12 protein-coding genes and 1 pseudogene are annotated in these 14,572 nt (G+C 44.4%); 7 read left to right on the top strand and 6 right to left on the bottom strand.

The annotated features are described in order from the left end of the window. Positions 1–320 precede the first annotated feature (320 nt). The 4 genes from D0A34_20255 (at position 321) to D0A34_20240 (ending at position 3,198) form a co-directional block, all read left to right on the top strand. A complete protein-coding gene (locus D0A34_20255) occupies positions 321–596 on the top strand; it encodes a LuxR family transcriptional regulator (protein ID UNU20895.1) in 276 nt (91 codons plus the stop codon). A gap of 34 nt (positions 597–630) precedes the next feature. After that, entirely contained in the window at positions 631–912 is a 282-nt protein-coding gene (locus tag D0A34_20250) for a hypothetical protein (protein UNU20894.1), read from the top strand. A 102-nt stretch (positions 913–1,014) separates the two neighbouring features. Continuing rightward, positions 1,015–2,289: a histidine--tRNA ligase gene (locus D0A34_20245; protein UNU20893.1), complete on the top strand. Its 1,275-nt coding sequence runs from the start codon at positions 1,015–1,017 to the stop codon at positions 2,287–2,289. Between the two features lie 138 nt (positions 2,290–2,427). Beyond that, positions 2,428–3,198 carry a Uma2 family endonuclease gene (locus D0A34_20240; GenBank protein UNU20892.1) on the top strand — a complete coding sequence of 257 codons (771 nt, stop codon included), beginning with the start codon at positions 2,428–2,430 and terminating at the stop codon, positions 3,196–3,198. A gap of 290 nt (positions 3,199–3,488) precedes the next feature. Here the strand turns inward: D0A34_20240 and D0A34_20235 are convergent. The 4 genes and pseudogenes from D0A34_20235 to D0A34_20220 form a co-directional block, all read right to left on the bottom strand. Further along, positions 3,489–4,336, bottom strand: a pseudogene (locus D0A34_20235) (IS630 family transposase). 38 nt (positions 4,337–4,374) lie between these two features. Further along, complete coding sequence (locus tag D0A34_20230) at positions 4,375–4,584, bottom strand: hypothetical protein (protein ID UNU20891.1); 210 nt, start codon at positions 4,582–4,584, stop codon at positions 4,375–4,377. 298 nt (positions 4,585–4,882) lie between these two features. After that, positions 4,883–7,045, bottom strand: a complete 2,163-nt coding sequence (locus tag D0A34_20225) for a hypothetical protein (GenBank protein UNU20890.1) — start codon at positions 7,043–7,045, stop codon at positions 4,883–4,885. Then, positions 7,021–8,604, bottom strand: a complete 1,584-nt coding sequence (locus tag D0A34_20220; protein UNU20889.1) for an ATP-binding protein — start codon at positions 8,602–8,604, stop codon at positions 7,021–7,023. Before D0A34_20220 ends, D0A34_20225 begins: the two co-directional genes overlap by 25 nt. A gap of 175 nt (positions 8,605–8,779) precedes the next feature. On the opposite strand from D0A34_20220, the gene dcm reads away from it, so the two are divergent. Both dcm and D0A34_20210 read left to right on the top strand, forming a co-directional pair. Further along, on the top strand, positions 8,780–9,913 hold the full coding sequence (dcm, locus tag D0A34_20215) for a DNA (cytosine-5-)-methyltransferase (GenBank protein ID UNU20888.1): 1,134 nt from the start codon (positions 8,780–8,782) through the stop codon (positions 9,911–9,913). Between the two features lie 83 nt (positions 9,914–9,996). After that, a complete protein-coding gene (locus D0A34_20210) occupies positions 9,997–10,641 on the top strand; it encodes a hypothetical protein (protein ID UNU22390.1) in 645 nt (214 codons plus the stop codon). Positions 10,642–10,692: 51 nt separating this feature from the next. Here the strand turns inward: D0A34_20210 and D0A34_20205 are convergent, their stop codons facing one another. Together D0A34_20205 and D0A34_20200 are read right to left on the bottom strand one after the other, a co-directional pair. Beyond that, positions 10,693–11,904, bottom strand: a complete 1,212-nt coding sequence (locus D0A34_20205; protein UNU20887.1) for a class I SAM-dependent methyltransferase — start codon at positions 11,902–11,904, stop codon at positions 10,693–10,695. A gap of 222 nt (positions 11,905–12,126) precedes the next feature. Further along, positions 12,127–13,311: an NAD(P)H-quinone oxidoreductase subunit H gene (locus tag D0A34_20200; GenBank protein UNU20886.1), complete on the bottom strand. Its 1,185-nt coding sequence runs from the start codon at positions 13,309–13,311 to the stop codon at positions 12,127–12,129. Positions 13,312–13,369: 58 nt separating this feature from the next. Between D0A34_20200 and rsmH the strand changes: the two genes are divergently transcribed. Beyond that, on the top strand, positions 13,370–14,272 hold the full coding sequence (gene rsmH, locus D0A34_20195) for a 16S rRNA (cytosine(1402)-N(4))-methyltransferase RsmH (GenBank protein UNU20885.1): 903 nt from the start codon (positions 13,370–13,372) through the stop codon (positions 14,270–14,272). The last annotated feature ends 300 nt before the right edge of the window (positions 14,273–14,572 follow it).

Raw genomic sequence — 14,572 nt, 5'->3', positions numbered from 1 at the left:
TATTGTTACTGGTAGTTACTCGCTCAACGCACAAGTGCAGTGCGGGCGTATCAGTTGTTTTACCTGAAAACATCTGCGGGTTTGACCCGGATGTCAGATGGGGGTAGGTAAAGGCAGCATCCGCCACCCGAGGCACAAGCAGTGCAAGCGGCTGTGCGTCTTGCTGTGTCAGCGCTGGGTTGGTACTCCTGGCGATTCTGCAAGCGAGTTGGTGCTTCGGGCCCGAAAGAGTAGCACAACAAATTTAATTTTCTCTTCATACTCGAACCCTCATCCTTTAGAATTGTAGATAGGTAAATATGCAGACATAGGAAAAATTTATGAGTGGGATTGTCTCTGGAACCCCTGTCACCCTGTCGGACAGAGAATTGCAAGTGGTAGAGTTAGTAGCGGCGGGATTGACTAATGAGAAAATTGCCGAAAAGTTAGAGATTAGCAAGCGTACAGTTGACAACCACATTAGCAATATCTTGAACAAGACGCGCGCTGACAATCGAGTTACCCTTGTACGCTGGGCGTTGCAGTGGGGAAAGGTATGTTTGGATAATATTAACTGCTGCCCTTTACCGCGGCCGATCGATAAAGAAGTATCTTAAGTAGGGATTCTGGTTGGGGACAGGCAAAGAAATGATGCAAACGGCACAAGAAAAACAACTCCGCTATCAAATTCAAAGCCCTGGATTGCCGCTGGCGGTGTATCACGAAGTGGCGACCCATTTGCGTCAAGTTGAAGGGGTGCAAACCGGTTTAATTCCGCAGCAGTCGCAGCGGTTTGATTACGGCGACAGCCAAGTTGGGGGTTTGTGGATACAGTATCCTGAAGGGTTCGATTTGGCAGGTCGCGAGCGGGTCGATCGCATTTTGGCTTATTATGGCGATCGTTATGGAGCGTGGGAATTATTAAGTCATTAGTTATTAGGAATTGTTAACTGTTGAATGTTGACTGTTAACTAATAACTAAGAACTAATGACTAATTACTAATGACAACTGCCAACTGACAACTGACTAACAAAATGAGTGCAATTAAAACTTTACCGGGAACGCGGGATATTTTGCCCGCTGAAATTCAATATTGGCAAAATATAGAAGAAGTCGCTAGAACAATTTTGAAAAAAGCGGCTTATCGAGAAATTCGGACGCCAATTTTTGAACAGACATCTTTATTTGAACGCGGCATCGGCGAAGCTACCGATGTTGTGGGCAAAGAAATGTACACTTTTAAGGATAAGGGCGATCGATCGACTACTTTGCGTCCAGAAGGCACAGCCGGGGTAGTCCGAGCTTTTATTCAAAACAGTTTGTACGCGGCGGGAGACGTGCAGCGTCTGTGGTATACGGGGCCGATGTTTCGCTACGAACGCGCGCAAGAAGGAAGGCAGCGGCAGTTCAATCAAATTGGCGTGGAAGTCTTGGGGAGTGCGAATCCTCGTGCGGATGTCGAGGTAATTGCGATCGCCTGCGACATCCTGCAAACCCTGGGTTTAAAAAATTTGCGCCTCGATATTAATTCTGTCGGAAATAAGCAAGACAGACAAAATTACCGACAAGCTTTGATCGATTATTTTACACCGCACAAAGACGAATTAGACGCGGATTCTCAAGACCGCTTGACTCGAAACCCGCTGCGGATATTGGACAGCAAAAATCAGCGCACTCAAGAAATTGTAGCTGGTGCGCCTAGCATTTTAGAATATTTGGGAGAGGAATCGCGATCGCACTTCGAGCAAGTGCAGCTTATGCTCAAAAATTTAGGAATTAGCTATCAGTTAAATCCCAGATTAGTGCGCGGTTTAGATTACTATACCTACACCGCATTTGAAATTATCTCCGACGATTTGGGAGCGCAAGCAACAGTTTGTGGAGGTGGCCGCTACGACGGTTTAGTAAAGGAATTGGGCGGCCCAGATACGGCGGCAGTCGGTTGGGCAATGGGTATCGAAAGGTTGATTATCCTGCTGCAAAAGTTGCAACCTTTGCCCGCGCCCAAATTGGATTTTTATTTGGTATCCAGGGGCGAAAAAGCAGAACAGCAATCGGTATTGTTAGCTCAAAAATTGCGAAGTGCCGGGTTTAGTGTAGAGATAGATTTGAGCGCTAGTGCTTTCGGGAAACAGTTTAAAAGAGCCGATCGCAGCGGTGCGGTTGCGTGTTTAGTTTTGGGAGATGCGGAAGCTGAAAACGAGACGGTACAATTGAAGTGGTTGGCGAGTGGTGAACAAAGTGCGATCGCCCAATCAGAACTACTAGCAATGACCACCGAACTACAGCAGAAAATTAACAACCCTTAAAACTCTCGGTTCCTCGTTACCAGGCTCTGCCCGGTAACGCATATCCAGAGGCTCGGCCTCATCATTAAGCCATTAACATTAATCCCAAAAACCAAGAGATATAATTTAAACATTAAAACATTTAACCTCTGATAAACTATGTCTGTAGCCACTAAAAATCCTGAAACAAAACTCACAATCACCTGGCCGCTACTACCAGAAGATTTTCAACTACCAGACGACCCCGTGGAAGACGAAAGCCAACCATTATTAGCCGCCGCTTTGCGCCAGCCGCTAACAGGATTTCCAGAATTAATGCAGGATGCTTTAATTGTTTCCAACTTTGCCTTGTGTGCCGGCATAAGTTTCCCAGGTTCAAGCAGCGACGAACAGCGTATTATCTGCAAAGCACCAGATTGGATGTACGTGAAACCCGTCAATCCAAAAAATGTCTCTCAAGTCCGCCGCAGTTACACCCCGCACACAGAAGGAACCATCCCCCAAATCGTGATGGAATTTCTTTCAGAAACCTATGGAGAAGAATACTCTGTAGAGTTTACCTCGCGGGTGGGAAAGTGGTATTTTTACGAGCAAGTAATCAAAGTCCCCCGATACGTCATATTCCGAGCCAAAACAGCTCATTTAGAAGTTTACGCTTTAGAATCAGAACACTACAACTTGCAAAAACCTGATGAAAACGGACGTTATTGGATACCGGGATTAAACCTATTTTTAGGTATTTGGGAAGGAACGCACGAAGGAAGGACAGGCTGTTGGTTGAGGTGGTGGAATCCTGAAGGCGAGTTGTTGCTTTGGTCAGAAGAACGAGTAGAACAAGAACGCCAGCGGGGCGATCGCGAACGACTCCGCGCTGAAAGATTGGCAGAAAAATTGCGTCAAGCGGGAATCGAATTAGATGACGAAGAGTGACCAACAATTTTGGTTGCCAGATTAATATCTTCAAATAACTCTTGAGCAGATCGCCCCTTTAGAATAGAAAGGAGCGATCGCCTTTGTCGAGTGAACGTAGAGAGCGATCGCTAAACAGTCACCTTTAAGAGGTTTTGCTTAAGTAGCTCGATAATTTCTTCGCCCCACTTAACTTGATTGCCGCTCCAGTTGCTATAACTGGATTCTACTTTATAGACTCGTCCGTATTTTTTGCCTTCTGCTGTCAGTTGCCACTGCCACTTATAGTTATTTCAAATAAAAATGAGACACTAAGTTGCACAATAAGCGCGAATAATCTCATCAAGAGATGTGGCAGAATGCGAATACATTATAGCTCTCTTTAATGCACTAAAATCATGCTCAATATCATTTAAGTCAGGAGAGTATTTTGGTAAAAAAAGTATCTGATGGCCTGCTTCCTCCACCAGCAGTCTAATTGCTGTCTTACGATGAATCGGTGCATTATCCATGATTAATATTGATGGTATTGTTAAAGATGGCAATAAATATAAAGCTAACCACCCTTCAAAACTTTCTGCATTCAAGCTCCCTGTAAAGACCATAGGTGCAATCAAGTCCTTGTTTCCTTTTCTTCTTCCTGCTACTAAATTTTCTCTTTTTCCGCGTTTTCCTTGTCTATCCCCATATACTTTTTTTCCTTTTTTTGACCACGCATAAACACAAGCATGAAACTCTTCAAACCCTGACTCATCAATAAATACAAGGCTTTTACTCCCATGAGCTTTAATTAAATTTCTCAGTGTTTGGTAGTATTGTATTCTTTCTTCTCTATTCCTTTCTCTATAACGATATTCTTTTTTTTTCTCGTAATTTTCATTTTCTTTAAGGCATAGCATATGGCACTCGCTCTCACCCCGAATTTCCTTGCTCTTTCTATTAATCTTGCTTCGGGATTTTCTTCTACATCTTTTCTGAGCGCTTCCCAGTCTATCTTTCGCTCACGGTGTTCTACCTTAGTGGCTCGAAGGTCTTCCCTCCCTAGCCATCTGTATATTGTTGCTCTTCCTACTTTAAACAGGGCGGCGGCTTTAGTTATACCCCCTCCATTTTCCACATAATCCACTACTCTTTTTCTTAAATCTAGACTGTATGCCATTTTTCGGCTCCGAGTTAACAATTTTTCTTGATTTTACATCATCTTGCATTTGTCTCAGATTTATTTGAAATGACTATACCTCCTGTGCTCTTTAATTTTTGCTGCAAGCCCAGTTTTTCCAAAGTCTCGTTGACTTTAATGCAGGAAATCTTTTTTCTTGTCTGCTGGCTGAGTTTGGTGGCAATTTGCGTTGGAGTCAAATCGACATTTGACAGCAAAGCCGAGTCAGCTACCTTGTGTTTAGACATGGTAAACTCCTTTTAAGTTAATTAATTGAACTTCAGCCAGACACCCGCGACGGCAATCGCTAGGGCTGGCTTTTTCATTGCCAAGCTGCCACAGATCGGACAATCGCTTTTCGGAAGCTATTTGTCGCTGGCTGCTTCAATATCACTTACAAGAAATAATTATTGCAGAAATTGATGTAAATGTCAAGTCTGTTTGCCCTTGTAACTGCGGATTTCTCAAAACCCTGACAGCATGGACACTGGCTGTATGGCGCCCGCTTTTAAGCATCAATACTTAGAAAATCAGGCAGCTACCTCCTCAGCGTCCCTTTTCAAGACGTTTTCTCAATTCTGCAATTAATGCTCTAATTTTATCCTGTACCTCTTCACCCAATTTGTCGCGGGTAAAGGTTGCTGCCTCGTGAGCGCGGACAATAACATCAGGCACTAATATAGGAAGACTGTGTTCTGGATTTCCCGTATCAAACCCTGATTGTGTATGGCTGCGATCGAGCTCTATATGCCCCGCTGCCAACCAAGAAAGCAAACCGTCCAAACACTCTTGTTCATGTTCTCGATCGCTTCCTAACCGCTCCATATTGATAGCAACCTCCAAGCGAGGCAGCAAGAAATGTGCTGAAACACTGCTGTTGCGAGACAAGAATTCGTAAGCAGATGTGGGAGCCGCGTAGCACATAGAAACGCCAACTTTAGAACAAAGATAAATAAACGATTCGTAATCGTCTATATCCAGATTATTTAACTGGTAATGCTTTCTCTTCTTAGCAATGTGCTGCTCGATAAACTCCTTCCAATCTTTTAGATTGTTTTCGCGCACCCGCCTAATTTCATCGCCTTGTGATATTATCGGAGACATTTCTTCACCTTCTAGAGCAATATCTGAGAAACGCCTCAGAACTCGGCAGGTGATGAATAACCGCTCAGGGGAGAAGTTGCTTGCATTCTTTGCGACACCCAGGAACAGGAGATGCGATACTGCCGTATCTGCAAAAGGATATTGATAAACTTCCTCAGCATTGCTAACTGCAACTCTTCCGTCTACGGGAGATTGATTAGAATACAGATACCAGAATACCAAAGGTGCAAGCCAAGACATCCCCGGGTTTTTAACAGCAGCACCGTAGACAGTATCTAATCCTGAACCTAATAGAGTATTGTGAAAAACTTGCTGAAAAATTTCAATCTCGCTGCGTACAATTTGGCCGTACAAGCCACCAGTTTCATAATCTCTTAATCTATGTACCAAGGGGAATATTCGACCGTCACGCATAATCAATTTCGGTCTATTTTTAGTTCCCAACTCGGGCGAATCGCCCATTGGTCGCCAGTCAGCTTGTTTAGTAGCAATGCGAAAATCCTGCAAGTATTGGCGGAGATCCATCGCAGCCTTGCGGGTATGCTGTAAATTACTCTCTTCCACAAAGTTTCTTGCCAAAGTTGCTGACAATACTAAGCCGTTTACAGCAGCAGTATGGTCGTCATATTCTCTAAGTTTATCGGGGAAAATATCAAAATCTTGGTATTCATCTGGAAACCCATTTTTGGAGTTAGTTACTAAGGCCGCCGCCGAACAGGGAACTATAACAGGATCGGGGGGAATAAAACTGCCCGCTGTATGTTCTAAAAACAGGTCTGCTACAGATGCGTCTGTACCTGCTGCTGATTTGTGCAAGTCTGTTGGCAGCAGTTGTTCCTGTATTAGCCGATCGCCAAAAATGCGTTTTTTTAGTTGCTCCCTAGCTTTTTTTTCATCTAATTTAGCAGTTTCCCCGTACAAGCGAAAGCGCTTGGCTTGAGACGGCAATTCCAAAATACCAGGCAGTTCTTCGACGCGATCGTACAGCTTCCAGAATTCTTGAAAATAACGCTTTGCCCATCCTAACTGCGAATCTAGTTTCACAGCCATTTTTTTCGATTCATCTACTGCCCCGCGTTTCAATTTGCGCTCTATTTCAGTCGCCAGTGTGTTCAGATCGTCAACTACCCAACGCGCCATCCCAACTACTAACTCTACCGGATTTTCTGCTGCTAACTTAGGTGCAGCTTCAATAATTGCTCGCGCGTAAAATTCTTGATGTAAATGACCGCTGGCGATACTTTCTAAAACAGAAACTGCTTTTTGCTGTTGCTGCCGTTCTTCCTGATTTAATTCCCCAATTTCAAACTCTGTTTTCGTATAAATTCGATACTCTTTAATACCAGGAATTTCAAGTTGGCGCGGTTGGGTTTTAGGGTGACAGTAAATATAAGGCTGTGCGCCCGGTTTTGTACTCCAACCTTTGCGTCTAATTAGCTTTCCTTCTTTTGCAAGTCTGTTTAAGAGATTGCGTACACCTCTTTCTGAGCCTACATCTTGGACTCGACTGAGTTGTTCGACAATCTCTGCAAATTCTAATCCATCTGGCTCTTTCTCCAGCAATTCCATAACATTTTGAATTAGAATTCCTGCATCTTTCGCCATTTCATTACCTCCTCTGCTAAGTTGGGCGTTGGCGCGCCGTGCCTGGTTTGGCGCTGGCGAACTTTAATAAGCGCTGGATGGCGCATGATATCGGTAGCAGACGAGATAATGGCAGTTCCTTTTGCTAATTTGGGAATGCGGGCTTTCATCTCTTCTGAAACATCTCCCATCGTACCGGACACTAATCTGAGGTCATCTGGATCGAGGGCAAAAACTACCCGCGTATTGCACGTTAAAATGACTTGTTTGTCCATAGATGCTGGACTTTGAGTAATTAATGCGATCCCGATTCCGTCGTGGCGGGCAGTGCGGATCATCTCTCGAATCACCAAAGTTGATGGCGTTGTTTCTCCTCCTGACGGCAAGAAGAAATGAGCTTCATCCAGAACAAATACAAAGGGCGGAACTTGTTCTCGCTTTCGGAGTGCTTGCAGCATTCGGGCTGTTGCTCCTACTATTAAGTTCCGCTGCTGTTGGCTCAAATGTCCGACAAAGATGTTAGTTATCGGTTTCTTTACAAATTCGCTCAACCATTCTTCGGTTTTGGCAGTTAAAAGCGAGTTACGGTTGAAAGCAGTTTCAACCTTCTTTGTCGCCCGCCCTCCTACGGCAGTTTGACCAAATTCTGTCGCTAGGTTCTGAATTTCGCCGAGTAGATTTTTAATGGGAATGTTGACTGCTGCTGTCTCGTCTAAAGTTTTGAATGCTTTGTTGAACAGAGCATCATAAGCAAAAGACACTATCTCCATTTGGTCGGGTGTCAAATTTGGGACAAATCCCAGAAATTCCTTCACTCCAATAACTGAATAGGGTACTCGAAAGTTTTCTCCGGCTTTAAAGTTGCAACCTCCCAAATCTTCTGTTGCTTTGACCATATCGCCGAGCACGTCAAAGGCAATGACGGGAATGCCATGTCGTACCAATTCCTCCACCAAAACCCCGACAAAATAGCTTTTACCTACACCAGTTTTTCCCACTACTGCCAGGTGTCGCGCAATCGCCTCCATTGGCAATATAAAGTCTACTGAACTATTCCCCGATTCGACTCGCCCAATGTGAAATCCCTGATCGGATGAGTCGGGAATATTGAGCAACTGCGGAATCTTATTTGCTGGTAATTCATAGACACCTTTGCCAGTTTGTGCTAACTGATTTGGCTCTTTGACAGTTATATTTTTGTCATCGTGCAGGTGTATTTCGCCCAATACTTCGGCGGCCATCACGCGGGTAACGTGAGGTGCTTTATCCGTTGGTCTCGGATCTCTCGAACCTACTTGATAAGCCTGATTTTGTTGCAAGGATGATGGGTTGGCACGCGGGTTATCTTCCGTACCGCTGATGATGCGTCCGTAGTGAACAAACTCGTCAGCATCACCCACGATAATGATATACGTACCCAAAGCGGGCCTGCATCCTACATGAACGTGAAACGGCACCTCGTCAAAGGTTGGAGAACCCAAATAGGGGTCTGAGGAGGTTGTCCCAATCCGCATCTCCTCTGTCAAACCCAGTATTGCTTTGATGCCTGTGCCAGTGTCACTTCGAGCGGCTACCTGCATAAATTATTTGTTGTAATTTTACCTGTATTGTGATTATAGCCGGCTCTCCCGGCTGCGACCACCCCACAAATTTTCTGTTACAAAGCTTTACATTTAGGCTGTGATCCCTCATCTATGATGAAAAAGCTGTTACTGCCTCAGTAGGAAAGGAGGCTAAAAGGAAGCGATCGCCTCTATGTCACTCGAACGTCTCAAGCCTACCTGGGAGAAGCCACCAAAACTGATATCCTTGTTTTCAGGTTGCGGTGGCATGGATTTGCCATTTAAGATGGCGGGATTTGAAGTAGTTTGGGCAATAGACTCAAATAAATATGCTTGCGAGACTTTCAAAAATAATATTTCTCGGGTAATTACCCATAACTCAATAGAAAAAATTAATATTAAACAAGAAGTTCCCGATGCAGATCTTATTATTGGAGGTTTTCCCTGTCAAGATTTTTCTCTGATTTGGAAGCGTTACGGACTGGATGTAGAGAGAGGAAATTTGTACACATACTTCCGAGAGTTTGTTAAACAGAAACAGCCTAAAGCATTTGTGGCTGAAAATGTCAAAGGTTTGTTGAGTGCTAATAATCATCAGGCTATCAAGCAGATTATACAGGATTTTGAAAACATAGTAGAACCTGGATACTTAGTCAAGCCTAAGCTATACAACTTTGCAGATTACGGAGTTCCGCAATTTCGGGAAAGAGTGTTATTAGTCGGAATTCGGAAGGATACAGGATTTAACTTTATTCATCCTCAACCTGAATATGGACTAAATCGTAAGCCTTACCGAACTGCTGCTGCAGCACTTAAAGGTGTCGAGAAAGTACGAGAAAACAATGAAAATCATAAAATTCATCCAAAAACTCAACAAAGATTGGCACAGATAAAACCCGGTGGAAATTTTAGTGATATTCCCAGAAATAGTCCACTCTACGTTAAAGGCTTGATCAGTCACGTTTATCGGAGATTAGATCCGAATCAACCCTCTAGCACAATCATTGCTGGTGGCGGCGGTGGCACTTGGGGATATCATTATAAAGAACCGAGAGCATTGACTAACCGAGAGAGAGCAAGGTTGCAAACATTTCCTGATAACTTCATATTTGAAGGTTCGATAACTGAGGTGAGAAGACAAATAGGTAATGCAGTTCCGCCCGATGGAATTGCTGCTGTTGTTAAGTCTCTGATTCCGCTATTTCAGGAGGATTATATTAAAGTTGATTTATATGAAATGAGTAAAACGTTGCAGGGGATGTCAATTCAACAACGATTAAAATGGGCTGAATCCGAGGGATTCGAGCAGAGTTTGCAGTTAATTTAAAATGGGGCGGTAGATAGGAAGCTTAAGAGTAGCTTTTTCTTTGTTTATAATTAAATAAAATACATCAGGATAGAAAGTCAATGATAAAGTTTGATCTAGGTCACTACACCGATTTTAAATTGCCCAGCAACTCAACTATTCCAGAGCAATTACAGCAAACACTTCAGACGGTGTGGGACAGAAAATATGACGATTTATACGAAACAGGTGGAAAGTGCAATGTAGAAGAAGCTTTTGTAGAAGTAATGACAGCCTTTGGAATGGCTAATGATGCAATATCCCATCAGCGATACGTCTATATGGCTTATGGAATAGCATTAGCAGCTAAACCGACCATTAAACATTACTTTCCTGAAGAACACAAAGCTGATATCGTTGAAGCAATTGTATCTTGTTGGCTTAAGGATGGCTGTGAAATCCCAGAAACTTGGGCTGATACCTTGTTTCCTAATATCAACAAAAGTGGAAAATATCAAGCTAGTAACGAAGCTTATAATATCTTCTACGGCTTGCTGCAAACACTCAACACCAAAACAGCCTATAATGCCATCTTGGATATTTTGTATGATGGCATTACTGGTGATGCCATTTCTGGTTTTACTGAAGCCAGACGAGATATGTTTAATTGGTGGCTAATTGAGGTGATTCCGGCTGCTTATTGTTTAAAGCTGCCATCTACTTTATATTCGGGAAAATGGGAATTTCCGCCACTGAGTCAGTGCGCTTAAGTGATGACAAAAGTAATTGGAAAAGAGTGCGTGTTGCTGATTGTAGTTAACTTAAGGCACCATCAAACCCTTCAGAATTCTCCCCTTTTCCTCCTCCCTCAACCCCTTACACTGCACCAAAACCCCAAAACCCCCCAAACCCATCGGATCGATCAACTGATGCAAAGCCTCCCGTCGGCGCAAAAACGTTGCCAAATCCAATACTTCCGCATCATTTGTAGACAGAGAAGCAATACGATCGCCCAAACCCAACGCCATCAAAAACAAAGCCTGTTGAGTAAACCCTACCACATCCAAACCGCACAATTCCCCCTGCTTTTCTAACGCCGTAAAATCAACATGAGCCGTTAAATCCTGCCGCCCCACATTAATATAAGGATTGCTGTGATATCGGTGGCGATAATAACACTGTAGCGTCCCCTCCCTGCGCCTCGGATTGTAATAGCGGTGCGCCGGATAACCGTAATCAATAGTTAATAAATATCCCCGTTGCAACTTTTGAGCAACTGTACTCATCCAGTCCAAAGCCGCCAAATTCACCTCGCTGCGATAACCATTCCCATAAACACTCGCCGACAAATCGAGTCCCACCAAATCAAAATATTGAGCAATTTTAGGTGTGGAAACTTCGCCAACTACCTCAACAAATTTTATTTCTTTTTGTACATTTTTGGGTGTTTCGGCGGTAACGTAAATCTCCCTAACTTGCCCTTGTTCCAGAATAAATTGATGCACGGGTAAAGCATCTACTAACTCATTAGAAAAGCAACAACCGACAATTGAGTTATTAATTATCTCATCCCACTTACACCACTTAACACACTTGATGTCGGCTAACATTTGCCGCTGCTCCGCTTGGAGTACAGGGGAAACTTCAATAATGATATATTCTAAAATCTGAAAGAAATTGGGATATTGTATTTGCAGATATTGCAGCACATTTTCGGCAAAATTTCCCCGCCCAGCGCCCATTTCTATGATCGCGAAGTTTTGAGGGCGATCGAGCAATTCCCACATTTCCACAAATTGCTCTGCCAAAACCTCCGCAAAATCAGCACCCCAATGAGACGACGTGATAAAATCGCCTTGTTTGCCAATCGAGGGGCGATCGCTATTATAATATCCGTGCTGCGGATGATATAATGCCAAATCCATATATTCAGCAAAAGTAATACGCCGCTGCGGGCTGGCGACAATTCTTTCGCAGATTAAAGCACAGAGCTGCGAGTTGCTGTCATCGATATCTGATTGCTGAACTTTCATAATTTATCGAATCAAAGTTGATGTTATTTCATTTGTGAAGAAGAGATTTTTTTATTAACCGCAGAGGGCACAGAGGAAGAGACAAGAGAGAAACAAGGTACATTTTAGCTACCTTAACAGCAAAATTAATCGATATCTATCCGCGTTTATCGGCTGTTAAAAAAAATCAACCCGGTTCCCTAAAAAAACCGGGTTAAATCCTCAAATAAAAATCGACAAAACCTACCTGTCAACCGATCCCATAATAATGTCGATACTACCCAAAATTGCCACCAAATCCGCAATCTTCACACCGCGCACAATGTGAGGCAAAATCTGCAAATTATTAAAATCCGCAGTCCGAATCTTCCAGCGCCAGGGAAACACAGTATCATCCCCGATAATATAAATCCCCAACTCACCCTTGCCGCTTTCAACGCGGACATAATGTTCGCCCTTGGGAATCTTAAAAGTCGGCGCAACTTTTTTGCCAATAAACTGATAGTCAAAACCATTCCATTCAGATTTTGGCCCGCTTTCGAGTCGCTTCGCTTCCAAATTCTCGTAAGAGCCACCGGGGAGTCCTTTCAAGGCTTGATAGATAATCTTAACCGACTCGCGCATCTCCCGAATCCGCACCACATACCGGGCCAAACAATCGCCAGCAGCTTCGGTACAAACTTCCCAGTCGAAGTCGTCGTAACATTCGTAATGGTCAACTTTCCGCAAATCCCACTTAACGCCGGAAGCGCGCAACATGGGGCCGGAAAGTCCCCAGTTAATCGCTTCTTCGCGAGAAATAGTACCCAGGCCTTCAATCCGGCGGCGGAAGATTGGGTTGTTGGTAATTAAACGTTCGTACTCGTCAATTTTGGGAACGAAATAATCGCAGTAATCTTGGCACTTATCTACCCAACCGTAGGGCAAATCTGCGGCAACTCCGCCGATGCGGAAATAGTTATTATTCACCATGCGATAACCTGTGGCTGCTTCCCACAAATCTAAAATCATCTCGCGATCGCGCATTGTATAGAAAAAAGGAGTTTGCGCCCCCACGTCCGCCAAAAACGGCCCCAACCACAACAAATGGTTAGCAATCCGGTTCAACTCCAGCATGATTACCCGAATGTAACTCGCCCGTCTGGGGACAGCAATATTCGCCAACTTTTCCGGTGCATTGACTGTCACCGCTTCGTTAAACATCCCCTCGGCATAGTCCCAGCGGCTCACGTAGGGCACGTACATCACGTTGGTGCGATTTTCGGCAATTTTTTCCATCCCCCGGTGCAGATAGCCCAAAACTGGCTCGCAGTCCACCACATCTTCCCCGTCCAGGGTGACAATTAACCGGAGTACCCCGTGCATGGAAGGGTGGTGCGGCCCCATGTTGAGCACCATCGGTTCGGTTCTAGTCTCAATTCTTGACATAATTAAATGAATTAATGATTACTGACTATTGTTGATTTTTGTTTCGCTGTTATAGATTATGAAGGATATCGAGCTCTGTGAGAAGGATACCCCTGGATCAGATGTCAGTATTGACACCTATCACGTTCCAGTTTTGGGTCAAGAATTAATTGCGGGTTTGGCTGTGCGTCCAGGCGGACACTATTTGGACGCGACGCTTGGGGGCGGCGGACACACGAGTTTGATTTTAGCGGCGGCGCCAGATGTTACAGTGGTGGCGATCGACCGCGATGAACAAGCCATCCGTTTTTGCCAAGCCAGATTTGCCAACTCGCCCGTTGAGTTTTGGCACGGCAACTTTGCTGACTATCAGTCCTCAGAGGCCGAATTTGATGGTATCATAGCAGACTTGGGCGTCAGCTCTGCTCAGTTCGATACACCGGAACGAGGATTTAGTTTTCGCCACCCAGCTCAACTAGATATGCGTATGAACCAGCAGCAATCTTTGACGGCAGAAGAGATTATCAACCACTGGGAAGAAGTTAAACTAGCAGATATTATTTACAAGTACGGCGAGGAGCGACTGTCGCGGCGCATCGCGAGGCGGATTGTGCAAGGGCGTCCTTTTCAAACTACAACAGAACTTGCAGGGGCGATCGCTTCCAGCTTCCCCCCCAAGCAGCGCAACGGCAGAATTCATCCAGCCACCCGCACCTTCCAAGCTTTAAGGATAGCTGTCAACTCCGAACTCGCTTCTTTAGAAACTTTCCTCCACCAAGCGCCAGGGTGGTTAAAACCAGGTGGGAGAATCGGAATCATTACATTTCACAGTCTGGAAGACCGACCAGTCAAGCACCAACTCAGAGGAACACCCAATTTGCAGGTACTGACAAAAAAGCCGATCGGGCCGCAATCCGAAGAAGTCGCTAGAAATCCCCGCTCTCGTTCTGCTAAGCTCAGACTGGCAGAAAGATTAACTTGATTCGGCAGTCGTAGTAATATGCTTGCTGCAAAAAGTTCAGAGATTAAGGGGACTTGAATGCAGCAATCAAGTGCGATTCGGCAAAGATGTAGGGAATAGCGCCAACAACCCACCACTAACCCTCCGGGTACAGTGCGGCTTGAAATACAGCCGGTGTTGACCAGACTTAGGTAGCAATACCTGCGTTAGTAGTAAGTGTTAAAATTCACACCGAGGACAGTGCCCAGCTAGTTAAGAACTCTGCAATCAGAGCATTAATTAGCCGTTTTGAATGCTGGTGTGTTTAGAAAAGTACCGACT

Source organism: Microcoleus vaginatus PCC 9802 (genome assembly GCA_022701275.1).
Taxonomy (GTDB): Bacteria; Cyanobacteriota; Cyanobacteriia; order Cyanobacteriales; family Microcoleaceae; genus Microcoleus; species Microcoleus vaginatus_A.
Note: the sequence above shows the minus strand (reverse complement) of the source record. Positions and strands in the feature narration are given on the sequence as shown.